This window comes from Burkholderia gladioli (assembly GCF_000959725.1).
GTDB lineage: Bacteria > Pseudomonadota > Gammaproteobacteria > Burkholderiales > Burkholderiaceae > Burkholderia > Burkholderia gladioli.
The window spans coordinates 643,436-668,654 of the sequence record NZ_CP009322.1 but is presented as its reverse complement, the minus strand read 5'-3'; the positions used below and the strand labels follow the sequence as shown (position 1 = coordinate 668,654).

Genomic DNA, 25,219 nt, shown 5'->3' with positions numbered 1-25,219 from the left:
GATATGTCGAATCCTCAAACGCCCCAAAATGTAAGCGCTAACATTGCGCTGACGAATCGGCAAATACCGGCCTCGATCCTTGTCGTCGGCAGCGCGAACATGGATCTCGCGGTGCAGGCGAAGCGTCTTCCCGCACGCGGGGAGACCTTGCTGGGCGGGGATCTGGCGACTTTCGGCGGTGGCAAGGGCGCCAACCAGGCCGTGGCCGCGGCGCGCCTGGGTGCGTCGGTGGCGATGCTCGGCTGCCTCGGCGCCGACGATTTCGGCGTGCAGCTTCGGGACGGTCTGCAAGCGGAAGGCATCGACACCGCCCATTTGCACACGGTTGCCGACGTCGCAAGCGGCACCGCCGTCATCACGGTGGCCGAGGACGGCGCGAACACGATCGTGGTGTCCCCGGGCGCCAACGCCCGCCTCGCCCCCGATCACGTCGAGGCGGCACGGGACGTCATCGACGCCGCCTGCCTGCTGATCTGCCAGCTCGAGGTGCCGCTCGATACGGTCCTGCGCGCCGTGGCGCTCGCCGCGCGAGCCGGCACGCCGGTGCTGCTGAACCCCGCGCCGGCGCAACCGCTTCCGGATGCGCTCTACCGGCAGGTCGACTTCCTGATCCTCAACGAGACCGAAGCCCAACTGCTGACCGGCCTGCCCGTCGATGGCCCTGCCGCCGCCCGCGAAGCCGCGGCATGCCTGCTCGCCAAAGGGGTGAAGACGGTGATCGTCACGCTCGGCGCGCAGGGCGCCTGGTATGCGCGCGGCGACGAGGCCGGCCATCTGCCCGCGCCACGTGTCGAGGCGATCGACACCACCGCCGCCGGCGACACCTTCGTGGGCGGTTTCGCCGCCGAGCACGTGCGCGGCGCGAGCCTGCGCGACGCGATCGAATTCGGCCAGCAGGCCGCCGCGCTCAGCGTCACGCGCCAGGGCGCGCAGGCATCCATTCCGACGCAGGCCGAGGTCCGGGCGCGAACCGCGCCCGCCCTCGCCGCCCGGTAGCCCCGACTGCACGCGACCAGCGCCGCAGCCCAACAAGAAAACGCATGGAGACGACAGCATGAAGCCAAGCCTCACGCCCGAGCAGGCCCCACCCCGCGTGCGCCGCGCCCAGATCGTGGCCCTCACGCTGCTGATGGTGAGCGGCATCGTCAACTACCTGGACCGGGGCACGCTGGCGGTGGCCAATCCGCTGATCCGCAAGGACCTCGGCCTCTCGCTCGGTGAAATGGGGCTGCTGCTGTCGGCGTTCTCGTGGAGCTACGCCCTGTTCCAGCTGCCGGTCGGCGGCCTCGTCGATCGCATCGGGCCGCGCCGGCTGCTCGGCATCGGCCTGATCGTCTGGTCGCTCGCGCAGGCGGCGGGCGGCCTGGTCTCGACCTTCGGCTGGTTCATCGTCGCGCGCATCGTGCTGGGCATCGGCGAGTCGCCGCAGTTTCCGTCCGCCGCGCGCGTGGTGAGCAACTGGTTTCCGCTGCGCTCGCGCGGCAAGCCCACCGGGATCTTCAATTCCGCCTCGCCGCTGGGCACCGCGCTCGCCCCGCTCTGCCTGTCGATCCTGGTCGCCGAGTTCCACTGGCGCTGGGCCTTCATCGCCACCGGCGCGCTCGGCCTGGTCGTCGCGGTGATCTGGCTTGCCGTCTATCGCGACCCGAACCCGTCGGTGCTGACGGCCGAGGAAGCCCGTTATCTGCAGGGCGACACGGCAAAGACGCAGGCCGCCGAACACCTGAGCTTCGCCGACTGGCGTGCCCTGTTCTCGAACCTGACCACCTGGGGCATGCTGATCGGCTTCTTCGGCTCGGTCTACCTGAACTGGGTCTACCTGACCTGGCTGCCCGGTTATCTGACCATGCAGCGCCACATGACGCTGATCCATACCGGCATGGCCGCCTCGCTGCCCTTCTTCTGCGGCTTTCTCGGCGCACTGTGCGCCGGCTGGTTCTCCGACCTCATCACGAAGCGCAGCACCTCGCCGGTGGCGAGCCGGCGCAACGCGGTGGTGATCGCGATGCTCGGCATGGTGGCATTCACGGTGCCGGCTGCGCTGGTGGAAAGCAATACGGTCGCCATCGTCTGCATCTCGGTGGTGATCTTCCTGGCCAATGCGGCCTCGGCCTGCTCCTGGGCGCTCGCGACGGCCGCGGCGCCACCCAATCGCGTCGGCTCGCTCGGCGCGATCCAGAATTTCGGCGGTTTTCTCGGCGGCGCCCTGGCACCCATCCTCACCGGCTACATCGCGCAGGCCTGGTCCTTCGTGCCGGCCCTGCTGACCGCCGCCGCGATCGCCTTCGTCGGCGCGATGAGCTACCTGTTCCTGGTGCGCAAGCCGATCGAGGGCGAAGCGCAACCCGGCAGCACGGCCCGTGCGCCGGCTTGAGCTGCCTCTATTCACTCCTCACACGGCAGGACATCGACATGACATCCCCCCTCTGCGCGACACGCGCGTCGCAATCCATCGAAGGCATCGTTCCGGTCATGCTGACGCCGTTCGACCAGGACGGCGCGATCGACTACGCCGGGCTCGAACGGCTGATCGAGTGGTATCTCGCGCACGGCAGCGACGCGCTGTTCGCGGTCGCCCAGTCCAGCGAAATGCAATTCCTGAGCCTGGCCGAGCGTGCCGCGCTGGGCCGCTTCGTGGTCGAGCGCGTGGCGGGCCGCGTGCCGGTGGTGGTGTCAGGCCACATCAGCGACGACCCCGATGCACAGGCCGAGGAGTTGAACGCTGCGGCCGCAACCGGCGCGGACGGCATCGTGCTGGTGACGAATCGGCTCGATCCGCGCCGTGAAGGCACCGAGGCGTTCGCGGCGAACCTGCGCCGGCTGATCAAGCGCCTGCCGTCGGACATTGCCTTGGGCCTGTACGAATGCCCGGCGCCCTACCGGCGCCTGCTGTCCGACGACGAGCTCAAGCTGTGCATCGATACGGGCCGCTTCGTGATGCTCAAGGACGTCAGCTGCGATCTCGACACGGTCAAGCGCCGCGTCGCGCTGGCCCAGGGCTCGCCGATGACGGTCCTCAACGCGAACGCCGCGATCGCCTGGGATGCGATGAAGGCCGGCTCGGGCGGATTCAACGGCGTGTTCACGAACTTCCATCCCGACCTGTACCACTGGCTGCGCAATCGTGCCGACGAGAACCCCGCGCTGGCGCAGGAGCTTTCGACCTTCCTGGTGCTGTCAGCGGTGTCCGAAGCGCTCGGCTACCCGGCTCTCGCGAAGATCTATCACCAGCGCATCGGCACCTTCCAGTCGATCCGCTGCCGCGTGATCGACTACGACGTACGCGAACGCTTCTGGGCGCTCGATGCCGTGCTCGACAAGATCGTCGAGGGCACCGAGCATTTCCGCGCGCGCATCGCCGCCGCGGCCTGACCAGGCGCTGCCCGGCCCGCAGCGGGTAAGATGGCGAACCGCCTGCACGAAACCGACTGTCGATGCCCCGTTCCTCCGATTACGCCTCCACCCCGGCCCCTGAAGACGGAGAACCGTCGCCGGTACAGCGCTCGAGCGGCGCGCGCGCGCGCCGCGGCAGCGGGCGCGCGGTGCTGTCCGACGTGGCGAAGCGCGCCGGGGTGTCCACCGCCACGGTCTCGCGCGTCTACAACGAACCCGGCAAGGTATCGGAGCAGGTGCGCGCGCGCGTCGAGCAGGCCGCGCTGGAACTGAACTGGTTCCCCAATGCGGCCGGGCGGGCGCTGGCCTCCACCCGCAGCCATATCGCCGGCATCGTCATCCCCACGCTCGACGATCAGGTGTTCGCCTCGCAGGTCAGCGGCATGCAGGCCAGCTTCGCCGCGCGCGGCATCACCTTGTTTCTCGGCTGCTCGAACTACGACCCGAACGAGGCGCTGTCGCAGGTCCATGCCATGCTCGCGCGCGGCGTGGAAGCGATCGCGGTGGTGGGCGAGGCGCATCCACCGGCGCTGTTCGATGCGCTGCGCGTCTGGCGGGTACCCTATGTGGTGCTGTACGCCTGGCGCGAGGGCAGCCCGCACGACTGCATCGGCTTCGACAACCATGCCGCCTATCGCGAGATCACCGAGCACCTGATCGGGCTCGGCCATCGCGCTTTCGCGGTCTGCCTCCAGTCGACCCACGGCAACGACCGCGTTCAGGCCCGGCTCGCGGGCATCAGCGCGGCGCTTGCGCGTCGCGGCCTGGCGGTGCGCCCCGAGCATCTGCTCGAGGGAGAAGCCACGCTCGATTTCGGCCGGCGCGCCCTGCGCTCGATCTGGCAGCAAGCGGGATCGCGGCCGAGCGCGATCATCTGCGGCAACGACCATATCGCGCTGGGCGTGCTGCGGGAAGCGGAAGCGCTGGGGATCGCCGTGCCCGGGCAGTTGTCCGTGACCGGCTTCGACGATTTGGCGATCGCGAGCGAGGCGCGGCCGCCGCTGACCACCATGCACGTGGATACGCGCGAGATCGGCGTGGTTGCGGCGCGGCATCTGCTGGATGCGCTGGATGGCAAACCGCGGCGGCACGGGCATGCGGTGCCGGCGGTCTTGAGGGTGCGCGAGTCGACGGGGCCTTGCCGCGACAGCTAGTGCGAGGTCGGCGCCTGCCCACGCCAGCCATCCACGCATCGCGATGCCGATCACGGCGGCGGCCGGCACGAACCAAGCGGCATGACGATCAAATCGGCGCGCGAAGCGAATCAGCAGTTTGCCGGACTCCGCAGCCGGCTGGGCTGCCGTCCGAGACTTCATGGCGAGACGCCTGACCACCTCTACACCTCCAGGCAGGCGAATGAGCGCCGGGCGCCCTTGCGACCGTTTCCTGAGATAGGGAACACCAGCGATTGACACGCTCCGTCACGCAATCGTCTGCGAATCCCGCGCATAGTCGGTATACCCTCGTCCGTCTCCACCATAGAACGTCGATCGGTCATAGGGTGCGAGCGGCCTGCCCTGGCGCAGGCGGTACGGCAGATCGGGATTGGAAATGAACATCCGGCCGAAGGCCACGAGATCCGCATGCCCGTCAGCAATGATCTGTTCCGCGCTGGCGCCCGTGAAGCCGCCCGCCGCGATAATGGTCCCCCGATAGATTTGGCGGATGTCCTTCGACGTCACGTCGGTCTCGCGCGTCGCCTGTTCGACGATGCCGCGAATACGCGGTTCGATCAAATGCAGGTACGCAAGATCGTAATCGTTGAGACGGCGAGCCACGTAGCCGAACGTTGCATACGGATCACTGTCGGACATCGTTCCATAAGTTCCGCTAGGCGACAGGCGAAGCGCCACTCGACCCGGTCCCCACACGGATGCCACGGCATCCAGCGTGTCGAACAGAAAACGTGCGCGGTTCGGGATCGGGCCGCCGTATCGATCCGTGCGCTGGTTGGTACCGTCCAGCAGGAACTGCTCGAACAGGTAGCCGTTCGCACCGTGCAGTTCCACGCCGTCGAATCCCGCCTGCAAGGCAAGTTCGGCGCCGCGACGGAACTGCTCGACAATCGCCTCGATCTCATCGATCTCGAGCACGCGCGGCACGACCAATTCCGCTTCGACGATACTTCCGTTCGCGTCACGGATAGCCGCATGTTCGAGCGAGCGCAGTGCCGACGGCGCAACCGGCGTCAGGCCACCCGTGTTGGCCGGATGCGCCTGACGACCCGCGTGCCACATCTGGAGGAAGATGCGCGCCCCCCTGGCGTGCACGGCGTCGACCACACGCTGCCATCCGCGCATCTGGGCTTCCGTATAGATCCCCGGTGCGTCGACGTAAGCGATGCCAAGCGGCGAAACAGCGGTCGCATCGCTAATCAGCAACCCGCCGCGGGACGCACGCTGCGTGTAGTAGTCGACCATCAGATCACCGGGTATGTTGCCTTCTTCGGTGCGCATCCGCGTCAGGGGCGCGAGAACGACGCGGTGGTCGAGTTCGAGAGGACCGACGTTGATGCGGCTGAAAAGTCTGTTCATATCGTTCACTAGTGGGTGATAGGTGGTGGATCGAATACTGGGCGTCATCTAGACCATGCCAAAGCCCACCATCCGGGCAAGCTCCGCACTCACGGCCGCGCTCGACAAGGGCGCCGCTGCCGGCGTCGACGACGAGCGGCTACTGACCATCCTTGCCGCGCTCGACAGCACGGCGAGCGCGATGAGAGGACGGTATCTCGACAGCGTCCGTGTCATGCCGGTTGCCTGCCTTCGGCGAGCGCCTCGATCCTGCCGATGGCTCGCTCCACCGCCGGGCGGCTTGCCACGGCGTCGTACCAGCGCTGCACGTTCGGTGCCGTGTCCAGCGTCAGGTCCGGAAAGGTCCGTCGCCAGATCCATCCGAAATGGGCGATGTCGGCGATCGAAAAGTCTTCCCCCGCCACGAACGTGCGGCCGGCCAGTAACGCATCCAGAAGGCCAAGCTGACGTCGGGCTTCCTGCGCGAAGCGGTCCAGCGCATGCCCGGGGGATTCCGCGGGCGCGAAGCGCAGAAAATACCCGGCCTGCCCGAATGCCGGGCCGAGACCGGAAGCATGCGCGAACAGTTGCTCGAAAGTCCGGGCGCGCGTCAGCGGATCCTCGGCCAGCAGCACACCATGACGCTCGGCGAGATAAACCAGGATCGCCGCCGACTCACTCAGCGTGAAGCCCCGCTCACCATCACGGAGCACCGGCACCTTGCCGTTCGGGTTCAGTGCGATGAAATCCGGGTGCTTCTGTTCGCCTTTCCTGACGTTGACCGAATGCAGTTCATATTGCAAACCGAGCTCTTCGAGCGCGATCGGAACCTTGACGGAATTCGGCGTGGCAAACGCGTAGACCTGGTACATGAAGTGACTCCTGGATACGTGACTGGAATGCCCTCACTTTCGTCGATCGGCCTGTGCCTCGGAAGCACCATGGCGGAGATAAGACCTATTCCGCGCGAGCATAAGCGCATTCACGCGCCGCTCGCGGAAGCTGCGGATCACGCATCGCTATCGAAGGCGCGGAGCGCGCGGAACGTTCGGTACGCGAATCAGCGGTGGGCTGTCGGGGCGGTTGCGAGTCTGAGGGCACGTCGTGTGGTGAGCGGACGACGGCTGGTGGCCGGATCGAAGACGTACTTCGTCGAGCACGGCGTGCGTCCGACGCCGGCCGAGCTCGGCCGGCATCAGGCGGTCGTGCATGCGATGCGCAGCGGCGGCGATTCATGGGCGTTCGGCCACACGGACGGCACGGAAGCCGCCGTCACGGTGTCGGGCGGCGTGCGGGTTAGCGCACGCCGAAGGCGTGCGCGCCTCGTCTCGACCATGCAAGACATCGAGCAACCCTCGCCCTGGACCGCGCCAGGAATCGGCACACGCTACGCCAGGTCAGAATGTCGGTCCCACGACATTCTGACGCGATATGACTCGGGAAAATCCATTTCGCAGCATGTTGTCGAGCGAGGCGTTGCGGCTGCCTTCTGCGGGTTCGCCCGTTTCGGCGAACAGATGACGGGCACCCGAGGCGATGGCATCCTCGATGCGGCGTGCGATCAGGGCGCTTTGGCCACCACGGCGGCGGTGCGATTCCGCTATCGCTCCCCAGCCCAACCAGGCCTGTTCGCCCGATACGAACAGGCAGCCCCCACCGACTACGCGCTCGCCGTCGAGCACCGCATACAGTTTCCAACCGGTCCTGCCCCGCACTCGCACCAACCATTCGCCGACAAAGGCAGGCATGCCGAACACGCCGACCACGACACGCGCGAGCTCGACGGCCTGGTCGGCCGAGGCTTCGACGATTGCGAGTTCACTCGCGACCGGCGCGGGCGCTTGCGCGTCCCTGTATAACTTGACCCAGCTGCTTGCTGCCGGATACGTGAAGCCCCGGTCAGCCAGCATCGGGGGCATCGTCGCGGGCCGGGCCAGATCGCTCCAGAGCAGGAGCCACGCGGGGCTGCCGGCGCGACGATAGCGCTCGACAATCCGGTCAACCTGGTTCGCGGTGGCCTCGCCCCGCATGCCAAGGCCGATCACCCGGTTGAAATAGGTCAGTGGCGTGCCGGGGCCGATCAGCAGGGTGGCGTCGCCCACCTGCTCGACGCTGAGGCCCAGCTCGGTTTTCAGGGTTTCCGGTGCGGCGGCGATGAAATCGGACCAGGCCAGGGCTTCGGCCTGATCGGCGAGAGCGGCCATTTCTCGGGGAGTCGGGAAAGCATTCACGATGGCCTTTCCTTACACTGTAAGTTACGATGGCGCAGAAATTATCATGCGAAATTTACGGTGTAAAGGAGAGGCATGGCACGAAGCACAAAAGGCGTGGCGCAGAAGGAGACGCCGCGCGAACCCCTGACCCGCGAGCGCATCGCGCAGGCCGCGCTGGCGCTGATCGACGACGAAGGGCTGGACGGTTGCTCGATGCGGCGGCTCGGAGCTCGGCTGGGCGTGGAGGCCATGGCGATCTACCATCACTTCAAGGGCAAGGGCGAATTACTCGACGCCGTCATGGAGCAACTGCTGGTTGGCCAGCAACTGAATGCCTCTTTGCCGCCGCTAAAGCGCTTGCGCGAATTCATGCGCAACCAGCGTGCGGTCGCCATTGCGCATCCGCGCGCCTTCATCCTGCTGGCCAGCCGGCGTTTCAATACCGATTTCGCGTTCGCGCTTTACGAGCAAGTGCTCGCGGCATTCGCCGAACTGGGTCTGAGCGCAAAGGAATCCGCCTTCTGGTTCCGGCTGATCGGCGGTTATGTCTGCGGCGCCGGGATGGCCGAGGTGGCCAGTCGCGAGCAGGTCGACGATGCGACGACGCTGTTGCTCGAGCATGCGCCCGAGCGCATCGCCTATCCGCATGTACGGGCCATCGCGCCGCATCTGGCCGTGGAACGCCTGGAGGCCAACTTCGAGCTCAGTCTCGACGTATTGTTTGGTGCGCTGGCGGCGCAGGTGGCGGCGCGGCAAGCCGGTGACTAACGGTGTCGACCAGCTTGGCGATTCTTGAGCTTTCCGGCTCGAGATCAGGAGCGTCGTACTCGATACCGACCTCCCGGATCGCCCTGAATCATGGCCGGGATGTCGACGATAAGCTGCCCGGTCCAGCGAACCAAGGCGCATCAGCCGTCGGTCCGGCTGAACATCATGTGGATCGTGTCGCGCAACCACGCTACGCCGGGGTCACCGGCGAATTGCTTGCAGCGCAATGTCGCCGAGTCCTCCTGCGTCGGCCGCGACCTGGATCACGGGTGATGTGCCCGCACCTACCGGTCCGGAAGTCGCCACGGCAAAAATTCCTGGAATGCCTGCATGTGAACATGACAACCAGCGGCCACGGTGGTTCCGCGGATCCTCGAGCGTACGGACTGGATGGTGACACTCCATAAAGGCGCGGCACTCATGTTCAATGAAACGGGCCGGTTTTCTATCTATCCGATGCCGGCTGAAATACCTGACATTGAATCAACCGTTCATTGGCACCGTAACTTCGACAATGACGAGGGGATCCGTTGGCTTCGCCAACTTGTCATCGAGACGCTGCATCACGATTGAACGCGCATCGAAAACGTCTTCTCACGGATCGTCGGCTGTCGCTTCGCGAAGCCCGAACGGGATCGTCGCGAATGCAGTTAGCTGACGGGAACCGAGGCGGAATGCCGACAGACGGCACCGCGACGCAAACTCATGGCGCCCCGGGGTCGCGAAGCGTCGCTTGCGCGGCGCCTCATCGGCAAGCATGCCCTCAGAACGAATGCGTGATCCCCACGCGCGCCACGACCTGATGCGAGTTCGACGACTGCCCCGCCGAGCCGAGCACGAACGCATCCTCCAGCGGCGTGCCGGTATTCCCGCCGCTGCTCTTCTGGTACGCCACCTGCGAATAGATGCCGGTGCGCTTGGACAGCGAGTACTGCGCCATCAGCCCTACCTGGTTCCAGTGCAGCGAGTTCTCGCCGCTGCCCGTGCCGAGCTGCGCGCGCGAATAGGTATACATCGCGCCGACGAACAGGTCGGGCCGCACATAGACCTTGGCATTCGCCTCGATATTGTCGAAGCGCAGCCGCGACACCGGCGAGGCGAACGCGCCCGCGTACAGCGAGGCGGTGGGCTGCTGCACCACCACATGCGTGTAGACCAGCCCCAGCGTGGCCGGCCCGATCCCGTAGTTGGCACCGATCCCGTAGATCTTCTGGTTGTTCGCGATGAAGTCCATGTCGTCGGGCGCGACGCTGCCGCCCGTGGTGGTGCCGGGCGCGCCGAGATCCTCGTAGACGGCGCCCACCGTCAGCGTGTTCCAGGCATAGGTCAGGCCCGCGCCGATCGCGCGATTCTTCGCGAAGTTGCCGGCCTGGTTGCCGAAGCCGTAGAGCGCGGTGGCCGTCAGCCCGTGATAGCTGGCGCTGGTGAACTTGACCGAGTTGTTGGCATGGAACGAGGCATCGGTATTGTCGTTGTCGAACGGATGCGAGAACAGGTAGCCGGCCCAGTTGCCGTTGGCCGTCAGCGGCGCGATGGTGTCGGCCACCGTATCGAACTGGCGCCCGAAGGTGATCGTGCCGAAACGCTCCGATTGCAGGCCGACGTAGGACTGGTAGCCGAACACGCGATCGCCGTAGTAGATGCGGCCGCTGTCCACCTGGAAGCCGCTCTCGAGATCGAAGATCGCGTGCAATCCGCCGCCCAGGTCCTCGTTGCCCTTGATGCCCCAGCGGCTGGTGACCAGGTCGACGCTGGTCTGCTGCCAGGCCGAATGACCGCCCGCGTTGCTGGTGTAGTTGATGCCTTCGTCGAGCACGCCGAACAAGGTGACGCTGCTTTGCGCGTGCGCGCCACAGGACGCGACCAGGCAGGCGAATGCCGCCAGAGCCCTCTTCTGCATTTCGTGTTTCTCCCTGTTTCGATGAATCGTGGGTCATCGTTTTCGTCGCGGGCAACACACTGCCCCGCTATCGACCGACCCGTTGCGGCGCGCAGGGTTCCGCCGTGATGCCTGGAAAGGCTCGCATGCGAAACGCTGCGTTCGACGAGATGGATTTGCGGCGCACGCCGCCGTGCCTCGGGCACGACGGCGCGGCCGGGAACGATCCGCCCGGGATGGCGCGAATCGATTGTCATGACCGGCGCATGGCCGGTCAACGACGATGGCGGATTTCCTCCGATCGGCGACGCATACGCGAAACCGCGCGGCAGGCTCGCCGTCGAGGCTTCAGTGCAGGCCCAGCGCGGCGTCGCTGTCGCGGATCGCCTCGGCCTCGGCGCGCGTGTCGATGCGGCGCCACGGCAGCAGGTAGGCCAGCGTCGCCACCGCCAGCCCGATCGCCCAGGCGATGTCGACGCCGCCCAGGCGCGCCGCGAGCGGGCCGGTATAGACGCCCGGCAGCACGAAGAACGGCACCGAGGCGAGCAAGCCGATCGCGTAGGACAGCAGCCCGCGCAGGCCCCAGGCGCCATAGATGCCCTCGGCCGTGAACAGGTGCGTGATGGCGTAGTGGCCGCGGCGCACGAAGAAGTAGTCGACCAGGTTGACCGCCGTCCACGGCGCGAGCAGGTAGAGCATCATGGTCAGCGCGGCGAACAGGATGTCGATCGAGTTGCCGCTCAGCATCATCGAGATCGCCACCCACACCGCCGACAGCAGCAGCAGGGTGACGATGCGGATGGTGCGCGTGGGCTTCACGGCGCGGAACGAATCGGCGCCGGTGATCAGCGTGAGCATCGCGCTGTAGTTGTTGAGGCCCATGGTGGCGACCATCGCCCCGATCGACATGATCGAGATCAGCGCGCCGAAGCCGTGGAAGATCGCGTTGCCGGCCTCGTTCAGCGCGATCAGGCCATCGGAGGCGCCGAGCCGCGACGCCAGCCAGGCACCCAGCGCGATCAGCCAGATCGCCGACGATGCGGCGCCCGCGAACACCGCCGCGATGATCGCGCGGGGCCGCGTATGGCGCGGCAGGTAGCGCGAGTAGTCGGATACGTAGGGCGCGTAGGTGATGTTGTAGCTGGCGCTGGCCGCGAACTGCGAGGCGAAGGCCACCAGGCTGAAGCCGCCCGCGTGCGCGGCGGCCTTGGGCGGCACGCCGCCGAGCAGGATCGCGGCGCTCAGCACCAGGTACAGCGGCAGGCTCGCGTAGAGCATCCACTTGAAGGCGCGGTGCAGCCAGTCGTGGCCGTAGACGGCCAGGAACAGCGCGAACAGCGCGGTAACCAGCGTGATCGCGGTGGGCGACCAGCCGAAGATCGCATGCAGGCCGCTGGCCATCAGCACCACGTCCACCACGTTGAAGGCGATGAAGGTGAAGGCGGTGGCCAGCAGCACCACCACCACGCCGCGATAGCCGAATTGCGCGCGCGACTGGATCATCTGCGGCAGGCCCAGGTGCGCGCCCTGCGAGGCATGGAAGGCCATGAACAGCGTGCCGAACAGGATGCCGAGCGTGCCCGACAGGATCGTGTAGCCCAGCGACAGGCCCATGCCCGGGCCGACGAAACCGATCGCGATGGTGAAGAACTGGAAATTCCCGAGGAACCAGAACGGCCCCTGGTCGATCACCTTGCCGTGCCGCTCGCTGTCGGGCACATAGTCGATCGAGCGCGTCTCGATCGCGGAGAAGCGCGACTGGGCCTGCGCTGCCGCGCCGCCGAGGTCCGCTGCCGTCGTGCCTGGATGTTCCATGTGGGGTCCTTGGTCAGTTGTCCTGATGCTGCCCGCCGCCGGCATCGCGCTGGCCGCCCGGTTCGACGGCGGCGCGCCGATGCGCGGCGCGGTGATGCGTGTCGCTGCCGCCGCGCCGCTCAGGCGGCCGGGGCCGGGGCCGGGGCCGGGGCCGGCGAAAGATGCTCGTGGATCGCCAGCCAGTGCCGGCCGGCGCGCGCGAACACGATGGTCTCGCGCTCGTCGAGCTGGTCCTCGCCGGCACGGGTCCGCAGCCGGGTGCGCACCGCGTGCGTGAAGATCGCCGTGCCCTCGCCCACCAGCTGCACCGCGCGCTCGCGCGACTCGCAGCCCAGCACCGTGAAGCCGTCGTCGCGCTCCCACTCGCGCCAGCGGCGCTCATAGGCCTCGCGCGAGCGCAGCGGCGTGTCAACGTGATGGAACACGAAGCTCGCCTCGGGGGCGAAGGCGGCGAAATAGGCCTCGCGATCGTGGCGCGCGAAGGCGTCGATCAGGACATCGGCGGCGGCCAGCACCTGCTGCTCGGTCGGATTCATCGGGTCGTCCCCTTGCATGTGTATCGATGGATTGGGGCCGATCGTAGTGAGTCAAAAAAGCGGCACCCATATCAACGTGTCGATGTTTACATCGGGGTCGGTCGATGTATGCCGCCGGGCCGCATCGCCGCCTGCCGGCGGCGGCGTCCATCCGGGAATGCCCGCCCGTGCCGGCGCCGCTCGTGGGCCGGCCGGCCCGGCTCGCATGCGTGCCGATCGACGGAAGTGCACGCGCCGCCGAAACTTGGCATGATGGCGGCTGCCCCCCACCACGAACCTGCCATGCCGCTCCAGCGCCTGCGTGTCGCCGAGCCCGAAACCACCTGCAAATGCTGCGGCGGCCCGAGCCGCCTGTGCGGCGTGGTCGATTTCTCGGTGGGCGGCGCCGACCGGATCGCCGGGCGCAAGCTCGATCCTTACGCGGGTGTGCCGATCTACTACCACGGCTGCGAGCGCTGCCGCTTCACCTTCACGCGCGCCTTCGACGACTGGAGCCCGGCGGATTTCGCCGAGCACGTCTACAACGACGACTACCCGCGCCAGGATCCCGACTATCGCGGCGACCGGGCCCGCGCCAACGCCGAGCTGATCGCCAGCCGCTTTCCGGAGATGGCCGGCCAGGTGAGCCTCGATTTCGGCTCGGGGCTCGGCCAGCTCGAGCGCGAACTGGCCGCGCGCGGCTTCGGGCAGGTGGCGTCCTACGATCCCTATGCGGACGGAACGCAGGCCGCGCCGGCGCCGGCCAGCTTCCGGAACGTGCTCGCCTTCGAGGTGTTCGAGCATCATCCCGAGCCGCATGCGCTGATCGAGACGCTGCTGTCCTATCTCGACGGCGACGGCGCGATCCTGCTGAGCACCTTGCTGGTTCCGGAAGGGCCGATCGACGGCGGGATCGGCATGTGGTGGTACTGCATGCCGCGCAACGGGCATATCTCGCTGTATTCGGGCACCGCGCTCGGCACGCTGGCCGCGTTGCACGGGCTGAAGGCGGTGTCGTTCGACGAGGGGCTGCATTTGCTCTATCGCGGGGCGCCGCCGATCTGGGCGGCGCGCTTCTTCGGGGCGGAGCTCGCGAGCTGAGCGGCAGCGCCCCGCTCGCGCATCGACGACGATTCAGGAAGGTTCGCGCTCTCGCGTGATCGACAGCTCGAGTCGACTTTTTTTAGTTCTTTTACGCGCGGCAAGCCATTGCGCCTGCGCCATCGCCTCGAAAGCCCCCGTCGCGTCCAATCTCGAAGCGGCTACACCAGGCTCGAGATCAGTTTGCAGCCGCAGCTTGCGCGATGCCCGTGCCGGGCGATCGGAATGCCGCCGTCCGTCATCGTCGCGTCGCCTTCCTCGATCACGTTCGTGCTGGTGCCGGGATGCTTCCGGCAGTCGACCTTGTCGCCCTTGCGCGCCACGGCCTTCCCGTCGAAGTTCATCGTCTGCGAAGCGGCGAGCACCTGGCCGCCGTGTTCGAGCGTGTCGCCGAGACGGATGAAGTCGATCATGGCGGCGGCCTTACTTCGACGCGCCGTAGAACTCGATGCCGATGCCGTCCTTCGGCACGCAGCCGCCCGGCGTCGCGGGCGCACCGGTCAGCGTGAAATCGACCAGCCGCGGGTGCTTCGACTCGATGTCCATCACCAGTTCAACCTGGCCGTTGCCGTCGCTGCCCTTGAACATGTTGATCTTGGTGGCATAGCCGTTCGGCAGGAAGGCCGAATCGTCGCCGCCGCTGTCGGTCTTCGAGAAGAAGCTCGCGGTGCCGGAGAGATCGGAATGGCAGGTCTTCGAGCTCAGCACCAGGTGATAGGCCACGACCTTCCTGCCATCGACGGGCTTGCCCGTGTCGGCCACGGTAATCGTGGCCTGGTAGGGCTGGTCCTTCGAGGCGGGCGAACTCAGCGTGGTACTGAGCTGGGCCTGGGCGGACATCGATACGGCCGCGACGGCGGTCGATGCCGCCAGCATGCGTGCTGCTTTCACTTTCATCATCAGTCTCTGTTGCCTTGTCGTGGGAGCCGCGCTCGACGCGGCCCTCGGTATTCAATGCGTCGAGGCCGCGCTCATGCGCGCGTTGTCGGTGGCCACCAGTTGCAGATCGTAATCCTCGTCGCGCTCCACGTAATCGGACGGGAACCGGTAGTGCGTGACCCAGCTCGCGGGCAGCCGGCTGTGGCTGACCTCGTGGGCGTGGCCCTGGTTGCCGCCGAGGGTGGCGATCGACAGGGGATGGGGCGGCGACGTGGCCCGGCCGGCCACGAAGGTGACGTGATGACCGCCTTCCGGGAAGTGCACGATGGCCACCGCGCCGTAGGCAGGCTTGTTGCCCTTGGTGGGGCGGCCCCAGTTGGCCAGGTTAGCCGCGCCCGCGTTGTTGTTGCCCTTGTAACCGGCACGCTGCAGGCACCAGTTCACGAAAGCCGCGCAGTAGGCCAGCTTATCCGACTTCTGCTTGCCCAGGGAGGTGGCGCTGAAATACTCCTCGATGTGCTGGTCGGGGTTCGCGCCGCCGCGCCGCCTCACATGCGCCTGGAATTCCACCTCGGCCACCGCCATCCATGGCGCGTGACGCGCGCTCAGCACTTCGGTCTGCGGCTTGTCGCCGGTGTCGCGATAACGCACCGCGTGCACGTCCGCGCCGGGCTTCGGCTTGGCGGCCGAGGCCGCCGGGCCGGCATGCGAGGCGGCAGGCGCCGCCGCGGGCTCGGTGGCTTTCGGCGCGGTTGCGGATGCGGGCGCGGCCGGCTTGGCCGCAGGCGCGGCGGCGGGGACAGGCGCGTGCGAAGCCGGCACGGCCGCGGGTGCGGGCGCGGCACCGGCCGGTGCCGACGCCGCGCCCCCCGTGCTTTTCTTCGGCATCTTCAGCACCTGCCCCGGGAACAGGAAATACGGAGACGCGATGCCGTTCAGGTGAGCGATCGTCTGATAGCTGGTGCCGTGCGCCTTGGCGATCTTGCTGAGCGAATCGCCGCGCTGCACGGTATAGGACTCGGCGGCGACGTGAGCCGCTTGAGCGCCATTGCCGGAGGCAGGCGCGTGGCTCGGCGCCGGCGCCGGGCCGGCCGCGGTGGCATGGCCGCTGCTCGTCGCGGCGGCCGGCTTGGCGGCTGCCAGTGGGTGGCCGGCACTCGCCGGCGGCGCCGAGGCCGCGGCGGCGGAACCAGCGGCGGCGCCCGCTGCCGCGCTCGCGGTAGGCGCCGCCACCGGCTTGTGCAGTTCGGTGGCCGATTTCACCACCAGCGTCGGCGCGATCACCGTCAGCGCCACGGGCGGCGTGGCCGGCATCACCTTCTGCTCGATGCTCACCCAGGTATGGTCGTGCTCCGACCAGGCCTGCAGCGACACCGGTCCGCCCGAGATCGCGGCCTGCACCTGCACGTGCCCGGTCTTGTCGGTAACGAGATCGGCCGTCTTGCCCGCCTGGCTCGCCTTGATTTTCGTGTCGGCCATCGGCACCTTGGCCGCGTCGAGCACATACACGTTCACCGACGGCAGGCAGCCCTTGCAGCCCTCCTTTTGCGCGGCGGCGATCGCGCGCTTCATGGTCTTGCCGTCGAACACCTTCTGCAGGCTGGCCGCGTAGCTCTCGTCGGTCGCGTAGCCGGCGCTCTGCAGCGCCTGCGCCTCCCTGCCGAGATCGCCCTTGGTGCCGGGATCGAACAACCCGGCCCGCGTGTAGCGAGGGTTCGAGGCGAGGAACTTCTGGCGATCGCGCAGGCTGTCGAGCACGGAGTCGTAGACGCGGAACGGCGCGGTCACCCACACCTTCCTGCCGTTGACCTTCTCCCACACGGTGAAGGTCTTGGACTCACCGTGCCAGGACGGATCGGCCTTGATATTGAAGATGTTGTGGGTGCCCGCCAGCACGTGTTCGCCCCAGCCGGTTTCCTGCGCGGCCTGGGCCAGGATCAGTTGCCACGAGCAGCCGGTTTCGTCGGCGACCTGCCGCGCGGGGCAGTACAGGTTCTTGATGAACTGGATCTCGTCGTCGTAGGTATAGGTCTTCTTCTCGGCTGTCATGGCTCATTCCCCACCGCGTTGCAGCACTGCGCCGTGGCCCTGGCTCACGCCGACCCAGTCGCCGCCGTCGAAGCCGGCCGCCTCGAGCTTGCCGCCGAGCGAACGCGGCGCGCCCAGGGTGCGCGCATTCAGGTCGATCGACACCAGCGAGGTGTTCCCGGCGCCGTCGCAGGCGCGGCCGATCGCCTGGAGCGTGCTGCCCGCCATCGACACGGCCTCGATGGTGCAGAGCGTCTTCTTGCCGGCAAAGGACACGCCGGGCTTGCCGTTGCGATCGAGCGTGGCCACCGCGATCTCCGTGGGCGTGAGGCCGACCACGGCCACGCCGCCCTCGGGCGACAGCCACGCGCGCGCCGAGCGGGTATTGTCGGGCAGCGGGTAGGCGGACCATTGGTACTTGCCGCTGCCCAGGTCGATTCGCGAGGCGGCGATCGCGTCGCGGCCGGCGCCGGCGTTCGGCATGAACTGCCCGGCCACGAGCAGGTGCTGCGCGTCGATCCGCGCGCTGCTGCCGACCCAGAACGCACCGCTGTCGAGCTTGCCGAGCTTCGGCGCGCCGAGGTTCGGATCGAAGCGCGCCACGAAGGTACCGAACGGCCCGTTGCGCTGAGCGGTCGCGCTGGTGCCGCCGGCCACGGCCACGCCGGCCGCGCTCACGTCGAGGCCGTAGAACCATTCGTCGAAGCCGGCCTCGATGGTCTGCTGCTGCTCGATCCTGCCGGCACTCGAGATGCGGCTGACGACGACGCGCGTTTGCTTCTGCGCCTCCGAGGCCTGGGTGTCCTGCTGCGTGACGACATAGTAGGCGTCTCCGCTCGCCGCGCAGGCCACGGCCGAATTGCCGACGTAGTCGCGCGGATGCGGGATCGAGGTCTTCCACAGCACGGTGCGGTGCCGGGCGTCCACCAGCACGGCCATCGCCGTGTTGCTCGGCCCCGCGTCGTCGTACACACGGCCGCTGATGCAATAGCGGCCCTGCCCGACGTCCCTGATCGACGAAGCCGAGAACCCGTCGGGCGTGCCGAGCGGCAGGTTCAGCGCCTGCGCGTTCGCGCCTGTCACCTGCAGACATGCACCGGCCAACGCGGCCGCCATCCACTGCACCATCTTGCGATCGAATTTCATCTGCCTCTTGCCCTGTCTCTGGTCTGGTTCACGGCCCTGCCGGCGCCGCGATCGCGTGCGAATGCGCTCAGATCGCCGCCGGCTCCGCATCCGGGGCCGCCCGCGACGCATCGTCTTCGTCCGGTCCGTCGTCGTCCGGCACCTCGGCCACGTTGTCGTGATCGGCGTAGTCGAACACGCCCGCGTTGTCCCGGTCGGTCATGTCGCTCAACATCGTGAACGGCTCCTGGTACGTCAGCGTCTCCCACTTGCCCTGCTTCATGTCGAGGATCGCGTGCACCGGCGTGGGCGTCTCGGTGAACGCGCGCAGCGTCTGGCCGCTGCCGTCGAGCATGCCGGCGCCGAGGATGGTGCCGAGCTCGTCGCGGAACTGGTACTTCACGGGAATCGCCGTGCCGTCGGGCTTGTGCAGCGCCTCGTCGAGCATCAGCTGCTGGCTGTACTGCAGCTCGCTCTGGCTGTCGAAGAACGATTGCCGCGCCGGGTTGCCGCCGGCCGCGCCCTGCTTCTCCCACGACGCGCACTTCTCGGTGATCTGCCCTGGCGTGCCGTTCTCGATCGCGTTCGGCGTGATCCTGATATACGAATTGCCGGCGCCGATCCACAGCTCCTTGGCAGCCGTCAGCACCACCTTGCCGTCCTTGCTGGTTATCGTGATGTCCTTGAGCGCGGCGAGCGCCATTTCGTCGGCCTGCGCCTGGATCTCTACCTTGCCCTTGGCCGCGAACAGCTTGATGCCGGCCTGGCGCACGAACAGGCTGATCCTCTCGGTCACGCTCGCGATCAGCGATTTGCCGCTCGCCACATGGATGTTCTGCCCGCTCACCAGGTTGATCTGCTGGTCGGCCGTGAGCTGCGCGGACTGCTGTGTCGACAGGCCGAGATCGGACGGGCTCGCCATCAGCAGGATCGGCTTGCCGAAGCCGTTCGCGCTGCCGCTGCCGCCGCCGCCCGTCTTGCCGCCGCGCGCCTCGGGCGCCACGTTGCGGCGCGTGGCGTCGCGGAACGCGGCCAGCGAATCGCGGCCGGCCTGCAGGCTCTCGGCCTGGCTCGTCTCGCTCGCCTGCGACAGGACATCGATCATGCCGTGTGCATTGACCAACTGCTCGGTGGCCTCGCCGGCGTCGAGCGGCTGGCTGGTGGTGGCATGGGTGGACACCAGCAAACCCTGGCCGGCACGGATCGCGCCGTAGGCTTGCGACTTGAGGTCGAAACCGTTGCCGAGGAACGCGCCGCGCGTATTGCCGGTCTGGTCGATCAGGTAGCCCAGGTGCAGGTGCGAATCGAAGCTGCTCGAATACAGATGGACGCGATTCTGCGCGGTGGCGTCGTCCATCACGAGCTGGTTGTAGCCGGTGCCGCCGTATTCCTTCGAACGGTAGCCCGACAACAGGCCGTTCGAATGCCATTGCGGCTTGGCCGCGCCGTTGTAGAGCCGCGAGGTCACCACCGGGCGGTCGCAGTCGCCGCCGATGTGGTCGATCAGTACCTCCTCGCCCACCCGCGGCATGTGCACGCCGCCGTAGCCGCTGCCGGTGTCGGACTGCGCCACGCGCACCCAGCACGAGGCACGCTCGTCGCCGTCGTTCTGGCGATCCCAGATGAAGCGCACCTTGATGCGGTTCAGCGCGTCGGTATGGACTTCCTCGCCCGGCGGCCCAACTACGATCGCAGATTCGAGATGCGTTTGGGGCTTGTCGTGCTCGAAGGGGCTGCGATACGGCACGCTGGTGCGCTGCGCCTCGATCTCGGTCAGGTAGAAGCCTTCCGAGCCGTCGGCGTGCGGCACCGCGAACGCGCCGCCGCCGGCGTGGTTCGCGCGCGCGGCGTCCACCACGGCCTGCAGGCTGTGCGGAAACGCGTGGTCCTGCTTGCCGATCGGCAGGTTGTTGGCGATCGTCCAGGCCGTCTCGATCACGGCGAATTCGCGCTGACTAGCACGATCGCGATCGTGTTCGGGATGGCCGTCCAGCACGAAGCGCCGCCCGGCGTCGATGCCGCGCAGGCTGCCCGTGCCGACGAAGCGCTTGGCGCGCGATTCCCATTCCTCCATGCGGATCTTGGAGAGCTGGTCGCCGCGATCCTGACCGCCGTAGGTATAGGCGCCGGTATATTCGTAGACTTCGGCCTGCTCGGGCAGGGAACCCTGGTTCGGCATGGTGGGCACGTTGGTGCCCTTCGGGTTCTGCGGGGAGGCCGGGTTCTTGTAGTCGAAGGTGCGGGTAGTCAGCGTGGCGCTCTGCAGCGTGCGCGTGCCGGCCCATTGCACCAGCGCATCGGTCTCGCTGCCGGTGCCGGCACGATAGAACGACACCGAACCGGGCTGCATCGCATCGAGCGCCGCGAGCCGATCGGTGATCACCAGGGTGTGGGACTTGCCGTCCGGCGCCTGCTGCCAGAAGCCGTACAGCCCCTCGCACTCGAGCAGGCGGTGCACGAAGTTCCAGTCGGTCTCGTCCTGCCGGCAATACGAGCGCGGCGGCAGCGGCTTCGAGAGCGCGAACTGGAACAGGCCCTGTGCCTGCGGATGCGTGTTGAATACGTCGGTGATGATGTCGTCGGCGCTGCGATCCTGCCAGATGCGCTGGTCGCGCCGGAATCGCAGGAAGTGCATCCACGAGGTGAAGCCCAGTTGGTAACTGGTGAGCCCCGCGTTCGAACCGAGCCGGCGCGCGGTATGCACGTAGCCGTGATGCGGCTGATACGACTTGTCGGCCTGCTGGATCCAGAGGGTCACCGGTTCGCCGATCAGCGTCTTCAACTCGACGCCGCCCGAGGTGGAAACCGCATCGACGGTGAATTCGAAGTGGCGTCCGAGCCGCGAGCGGCCCACCACGCGCTGCGGCAGCAGTCGATCCGCACCGAGCGGCGTGTCGAGTCTTATCAGGCGATCGTTCTGCGAGATGCCGCCTGTCATCCAGCTACTTATCAGATCCTGTGCGCCCATGCCCCGCCTTCCTTTTCCGTTCTTTTAACTGCACCCGCATTCAATACAAGCGCCGCGATTCTACAAAAAGTTGCATCACGAGAGCAAACTGATCCGTGAAAAACGATATTGAACCGACGTGGTCATCTAAAATGCCGATTCAGAAACTTTCAATTAGCTTAATTCGCGGAAATTATTTCCATTCGAATCGGCGCATTTAAGGAAAACTTACCAAGTCATCATTTATGTCAGCCGCGCGCCATGAAATCGATTCAGACGATCGATCGTCACGCGAACATATACGCAAACGCGCTCCTTGGCGCCACTCTCAGTCCCAAGCAGGGCGCCTGGACATCCCGGCCGATCGTGCGGTTCTGCCGCGCAGCCATCGACACGCTTCGATACCCGCCACGGTAAAATTCCTCCCGGCCCGCTCCCGCTTCATGCCAAAGGCGGTAAAAAAGGAACAACCAGTTGATTTCGATGGACCTCCAATCCCCCCGCGCATGACCTACTCGCTCGCCACCACCTACTCCTGCGAGCTCGAGATCCGCAAGAGCCGCTTCATCGCGCATGCGATTCCGGTGGCCGACCGCGACGCCGCGATGGCCGAGCTGCAACGGCTGCGCGCCGAGCACGCCACGGCCACCCACGTCTGCTGGGCGCTGCTGGCGGGCGGCCAGTCCGGCATGTCCGACGACGGCGAGCCGTCCGGCACGGCAGGCCGGCCGATCCTGGAGGTGCTGCGCCACCACGATCTCGACGGCGTGCTGGGCGCCGTGATCCGCTACTACGGCGGCGTGAAGCTCGGCGCGGGCGGCCTGGTGCGCGCCTATACCGATGCGATCGCCGGCGCGCTGCTCGATGCACAACGTGTCGAGCGCATCGCCATGACGCGGCTCGCGATCGAGATGAGCTATCCCGACGAGGCCCGCGTGCGGCGCTGGATCGAGCAGGCCGGGCACGAGCTCGTCGACAGCGCCTACGGCATGACCGTGAAGCTCGTCATCAAGCTGCCGGTGACCGAGGTGGAAGCGGCGCGCAGCACGCTGATCGACGCCACGCAGGGGCGCGCCGGGTTTCCCGCCTTCGAATGACCGGCTCGGCATCGAGGTGCTTGCGCGAGCATGCATCTCGATGCACGCGCAACCGATCCCTCAGCCCAGGAACAGGCGATAGGCCGGATTCGAGGTCTCTTCCTGGAACCGGTAGCCGAGCGTCGCCAGGAAGGTATCGAAGGCCGCGTGATCGGCCGCCGGCACCTGCAGGCCCACCAGGATCGAACTGGTGTCGGCACCCTGGTTGCGGTAGTGGAACAGGCTGATGTTCCAGTTCGGCGCCATCGAGGACAGAAACTTCATCAACGCGCCGGGACGCTCCGGGAATTCGAAGCGGAACATCCGCTCCTCGCGCGACAGCGGCGAGCGCCCACCCACCATGTAGCGGATATGGTCCTTCGAGAGTTCGTCGTCGGTCAGGTCGGCGGTGCGAAAGCCATGCGCCTCGAAATTCGCGGCGATCTCGGCCGGTTCCGCGCGGCGGCGGATCTGCACGCCGACGAAGATATGCGCCGAGCGCGCGTCGGCGATCCGGTAGTTGAACTCGGTCACGTTGCGCTCGCCGAGCAGCTCGCAGAAGCGCCGGAAGCTGCCGCGTTCCTCGGGGATCGTCACGGCGAACACCGCCTCGCGCGCCTCGCCCACCTCGGCGCGCTCGGCCACGAAGCGCATCCGGTCGAAATTCATGTTGGCGCCCGAGGTGATCGCGATCAGCGTTTGGCCCTCGATGCCCTCGCGTTCGGCATAACGCTTCACGCCCGCCACCGACAAGGCCCCCGAAGGTTCCAGCACGCTGCGCGTGTCCTGGAATACGTCCTTGATCGCCGCGCACAACGCGTCGGTGTCGACCGTGATCACCTCGTCCAGCAGTTCGCGACACAAGCGGAAGGTTTCCTCGCCGACCAGCTTGACGGCGGTGCCATCCGCGAACAGGCCGACCTCGCCGAGCGTGACGCGCTCCCCTGCCTCGATCGACCGAGCCATCGCGCAGGAATCGGCCGCCTGCACGCCGATCACGCGGATCTCGGGCCGCACCGCCTTCACGTAGGCGGCCACGCCGGCCGCCAGGCCGCCGCCGCCGATCGGCACGAAGATCGCGTGGATCGGGCCCTGGTGCTGGCGCAGCACCTCCATCGCCACGGTGCCCTGGCCGGCGATTACGTCGGGGTCGTCGAAGGGATGGACGAAGGTCAATTCGCGTTCCGCCTGCACCGTCAATGCGTGGGCATAGGCGTCGCTATAGGACTCGCCGGCCTGGATCACCTCCACGGTCGGCCCGCCGTGCGCGCGCACCGCGTCCACCTTCACCTGCGGGGTGGTGACCGGCACCACGATCACCGCCTTCACGCCGAGCCGGGCCGCCGAGAAGGCCACGCCCTGGGCGTGGTTGCCGGCCGAGGCGGTGATCACGCCGCGCGCCAACGCCTCGGCCGACAGATGCGCCATGCGGTTGTAGGCGCCGCGCAGCTTGAACGAGAAAACAGGCTGATGATCCTCGCGCTTGAGATAGACGCGATTTCTCACGCGCGCGGACAGGTTGCGCGCGGGCTCCAGCGCGGTCTGCACCGCCACGTCGTAGACGCGCGAGGTGAGGATCTTCTTCAGGTAGGCATCGACACTCGACGCGATTTCGGCGGACGGGGTGGTGGCGGTTTCCTGACCGCGACGGGACGGCGACAGCATCGAACGCTCCTGGCTGGGGATGGGCTTGCCCGGAGACGGATACGAAAAACCCGCCTCGGGGGCGGGTTTCGTGACGGCTTCCTGCGCGCGCTAACCCACCATTCGATGAATGGTGTGAATAATGTGCGCGATCGGGAAGGCGTGACGTGTCATGGGCGGAAGCATCCGGGATGCCGGCGCGTTTGTCAATCCCCGCGCCGGGCGAGCCTGGATCAGGCACGCCCGGCGCGCGGCGAAACTCAGTAGCGCTCGGGGACGAGCATTTCCCGCGGCGTCGGACGGCGCAGGTAATCCTCGTGGTGGACACGTTCGGGCAGCGTGACCGGCTCGCGCTCGACCTCGTGGTAGGGCACCAGGCTCAGCAGGTGGTCGATGCAGTTCAGGCGCGCGCGCTTCTTGTCGACGGCCTGCACCACCCACCACGGCGCCTCGGGGATATGCGTGCGCGCCAGCATCTCTTCCTTGGCGACCGTGTAGGCCTCCCAGCGGCGGCGGCTTTCCAGGTCCATCGGGCTCAGCTTCCATTGCTTGAGCGGATCCTGGATGCGCGCCTCGAAGCGCGTTTCCTGCTCCTCGTCGGTGATCGAGAACCAGTACTTGACGATCTGGATGCCGCTGCGCACCAGCATCTTCTCGAACTCGGGCACCGAGCGGAAGAACTCTTCGTACTCCGCATCGGTGCAGAAATTCATCACGCGCTCGACGCCGGCACGGTTGTACCAGCTGCGGTCGAACAGCACCATCTCGCCGCCGGCGGGCAGGTGCGCGACGTAGCGCTGGAAGTACCACTGGGTGCGTTCGCGGTTGCTCGGCGCCGGCAGCGCGGCGACGCGGCACACGCGCGGATTCAGGCGCTGCGTGATGCGCTTGATCGCGCCGCCCTTGCCGGCCGCGTCGCGGCCCTCGAAGATCACCACCATGCGATGGCCGGTGCTGACCACCCAGTCCTGCAGCTTGACGAGTTCGCCCTGCAGACGGAACAGCTCGCGGAAGTACTGCTTGCGCTGCTCGCGGCGTTCGGCGGTGAAGATCGTGTCAGGCTCGTCGAAGCGGCGGTCGTCGAGCTCCATTTCCAGCTCTTCGTCGTACGCGTCGACCAGATCCTCTTCCAGACGGCGCTGGCGTTCGACGGCCTCGAGTTCGGCGGCGTCTCGGTCTTCGGGTCGGTTCTCGCTCATCGTGCTGCCTCCGTATCTACGTCAGAGTCGTTCGTGCGCCGATTATCGCAGCGCTGCGTGTCAGATGCATTAATTCGGGCCGAAGGACGGGATGGCGTGGAGACGCAGGGATGGCGGCCGGCAG

General features: G+C 67.2%; 20 protein-coding genes. 7 read left to right on the top strand and 13 right to left on the bottom strand.

What is annotated here, in order from left to right; translation table 11 throughout:
* Nucleotides 1-75 precede the first annotated feature (75 nt).
* The 4 genes from rbsK to BM43_RS03760 all read left to right on the top strand — a co-directional run bounded on the left by rbsK (nucleotide 76) and on the right by BM43_RS03760 (nucleotide 4,547).
* Complete coding sequence (rbsK, locus tag BM43_RS03775; protein ID WP_080742187.1) at nucleotides 76-996, top strand: ribokinase; 921 nt, start codon at nucleotides 76-78, stop codon at nucleotides 994-996.
* A 58-nt stretch (nucleotides 997-1,054) separates the two neighbouring features.
* Nucleotides 1,055-2,374, top strand: coding sequence for an MFS transporter (locus BM43_RS03770; RefSeq protein WP_036035657.1), 1,320 nt, complete (start codon nucleotides 1,055-1,057; stop codon nucleotides 2,372-2,374).
* Between the two features lie 38 nt (nucleotides 2,375-2,412).
* Entirely contained in the window at nucleotides 2,413-3,372 is a 960-nt protein-coding gene (locus BM43_RS03765; RefSeq protein ID WP_036056802.1) for a dihydrodipicolinate synthase family protein, read from the top strand.
* Between the two features lie 62 nt (nucleotides 3,373-3,434).
* The gene (locus BM43_RS03760) at nucleotides 3,435-4,547 is read left to right on the top strand and encodes a LacI family DNA-binding transcriptional regulator (RefSeq protein ID WP_226284489.1); all 1,113 of its coding nucleotides are present in this window, start codon (nucleotides 3,435-3,437) and stop codon (nucleotides 4,545-4,547) included.
* Nucleotides 4,548-4,814: 267 nt separating this feature from the next.
* Here BM43_RS03760 and BM43_RS03755 read toward each other — a convergent pair whose 3' ends face one another.
* From BM43_RS03755 to BM43_RS41250, 3 genes are all read right to left on the bottom strand, one after another.
* Entirely contained in the window at nucleotides 4,815-5,927 is a 1,113-nt protein-coding gene (locus tag BM43_RS03755; RefSeq protein ID WP_036056805.1) for an alkene reductase, read from the bottom strand.
* Nucleotides 5,928-6,139: 212 nt separating this feature from the next.
* On the bottom strand, nucleotides 6,140-6,778 hold the full coding sequence (locus BM43_RS03750; protein WP_036056806.1) for a glutathione S-transferase family protein: 639 nt from the start codon (nucleotides 6,776-6,778) through the stop codon (nucleotides 6,140-6,142).
* A gap of 525 nt (nucleotides 6,779-7,303) precedes the next feature.
* A complete protein-coding gene (locus tag BM43_RS41250) occupies nucleotides 7,304-8,137 on the bottom strand; it encodes a GNAT family N-acetyltransferase (protein ID WP_155296532.1) in 834 nt (277 codons plus the stop codon).
* 75 nt (nucleotides 8,138-8,212) lie between these two features.
* On the opposite strand from BM43_RS41250, the gene BM43_RS37425 reads away from it, so the two are divergent.
* Nucleotides 8,213-8,887 (top strand): TetR/AcrR family transcriptional regulator, encoded by a 675-nt coding sequence (locus BM43_RS37425; RefSeq protein ID WP_080742186.1) that lies wholly within the window; start codon nucleotides 8,213-8,215, stop codon nucleotides 8,885-8,887.
* A 763-nt stretch (nucleotides 8,888-9,650) separates the two neighbouring features.
* On the opposite strand, the gene BM43_RS03730 is transcribed toward BM43_RS37425, so the two are convergent.
* The 3 genes from BM43_RS03730 to BM43_RS03720 all read right to left on the bottom strand — a co-directional run bounded on the left by BM43_RS03730 (nucleotide 9,651) and on the right by BM43_RS03720 (nucleotide 13,117).
* Complete coding sequence (locus BM43_RS03730) at nucleotides 9,651-10,787, bottom strand: porin (protein ID WP_036056808.1); 1,137 nt, start codon at nucleotides 10,785-10,787, stop codon at nucleotides 9,651-9,653.
* 327 nt (nucleotides 10,788-11,114) lie between these two features.
* Nucleotides 11,115-12,581, bottom strand: a complete 1,467-nt coding sequence (locus tag BM43_RS03725; protein WP_036056809.1) for a purine-cytosine permease family protein — start codon at nucleotides 12,579-12,581, stop codon at nucleotides 11,115-11,117.
* Between the two features lie 119 nt (nucleotides 12,582-12,700).
* Complete coding sequence (locus BM43_RS03720) at nucleotides 12,701-13,117, bottom strand: YybH family protein (RefSeq protein ID WP_036056810.1); 417 nt, start codon at nucleotides 13,115-13,117, stop codon at nucleotides 12,701-12,703.
* A gap of 282 nt (nucleotides 13,118-13,399) precedes the next feature.
* Between BM43_RS03720 and BM43_RS03715 the strand changes: the two genes are divergently transcribed.
* Nucleotides 13,400-14,197, top strand: coding sequence for a class I SAM-dependent methyltransferase (locus BM43_RS03715; protein ID WP_042286016.1), 798 nt, complete (start codon nucleotides 13,400-13,402; stop codon nucleotides 14,195-14,197).
* Between the two features lie 161 nt (nucleotides 14,198-14,358).
* Here BM43_RS03715 and BM43_RS03710 read toward each other — a convergent pair whose 3' ends face one another.
* The 5 genes from BM43_RS03710 to BM43_RS03690 form a co-directional block, all read right to left on the bottom strand.
* Nucleotides 14,359-14,610, bottom strand: coding sequence for a PAAR domain-containing protein (locus BM43_RS03710; protein ID WP_036056811.1), 252 nt, complete (start codon nucleotides 14,608-14,610; stop codon nucleotides 14,359-14,361).
* A 10-nt stretch (nucleotides 14,611-14,620) separates the two neighbouring features.
* The gene (locus BM43_RS03705) at nucleotides 14,621-15,097 is read right to left on the bottom strand and encodes a hypothetical protein (RefSeq protein WP_230676449.1); all 477 of its coding nucleotides are present in this window, start codon (nucleotides 15,095-15,097) and stop codon (nucleotides 14,621-14,623) included.
* A gap of 51 nt (nucleotides 15,098-15,148) precedes the next feature.
* Nucleotides 15,149-17,125: a glucosaminidase domain-containing protein gene (locus BM43_RS03700; RefSeq protein WP_036056813.1), complete on the bottom strand. Its 1,977-nt coding sequence runs from the start codon at nucleotides 17,123-17,125 to the stop codon at nucleotides 15,149-15,151.
* Nucleotides 17,126-17,128: 3 nt separating this feature from the next.
* Complete coding sequence (locus BM43_RS03695) at nucleotides 17,129-18,250, bottom strand: hypothetical protein (protein WP_036056815.1); 1,122 nt, start codon at nucleotides 18,248-18,250, stop codon at nucleotides 17,129-17,131.
* A 67-nt stretch (nucleotides 18,251-18,317) separates the two neighbouring features.
* Nucleotides 18,318-21,197, bottom strand: a complete 2,880-nt coding sequence (locus BM43_RS03690) for a type VI secretion system Vgr family protein (protein ID WP_036056817.1) — start codon at nucleotides 21,195-21,197, stop codon at nucleotides 18,318-18,320.
* 485 nt (nucleotides 21,198-21,682) lie between these two features.
* Between BM43_RS03690 and BM43_RS03685 the strand changes: the two genes are divergently transcribed.
* Nucleotides 21,683-22,273 carry an IMPACT family protein gene (locus BM43_RS03685; RefSeq protein ID WP_036056818.1) on the top strand — a complete coding sequence of 197 codons (591 nt, stop codon included), beginning with the start codon at nucleotides 21,683-21,685 and terminating at the stop codon, nucleotides 22,271-22,273.
* A gap of 60 nt (nucleotides 22,274-22,333) precedes the next feature.
* Here BM43_RS03685 and ilvA read toward each other — a convergent pair whose 3' ends face one another.
* Both ilvA and ppk2 read right to left on the bottom strand, forming a co-directional pair.
* Nucleotides 22,334-23,917 (bottom strand): threonine ammonia-lyase, biosynthetic, encoded by a 1,584-nt coding sequence (gene ilvA / locus BM43_RS03680; protein WP_042286273.1) that lies wholly within the window; start codon nucleotides 23,915-23,917, stop codon nucleotides 22,334-22,336.
* Between the two features lie 239 nt (nucleotides 23,918-24,156).
* The gene (gene ppk2, locus BM43_RS03675; protein ID WP_036035734.1) at nucleotides 24,157-25,095 is read right to left on the bottom strand and encodes a polyphosphate kinase 2; all 939 of its coding nucleotides are present in this window, start codon (nucleotides 25,093-25,095) and stop codon (nucleotides 24,157-24,159) included.
* Between the last annotated feature and the right edge of the window lie 124 nt (nucleotides 25,096-25,219).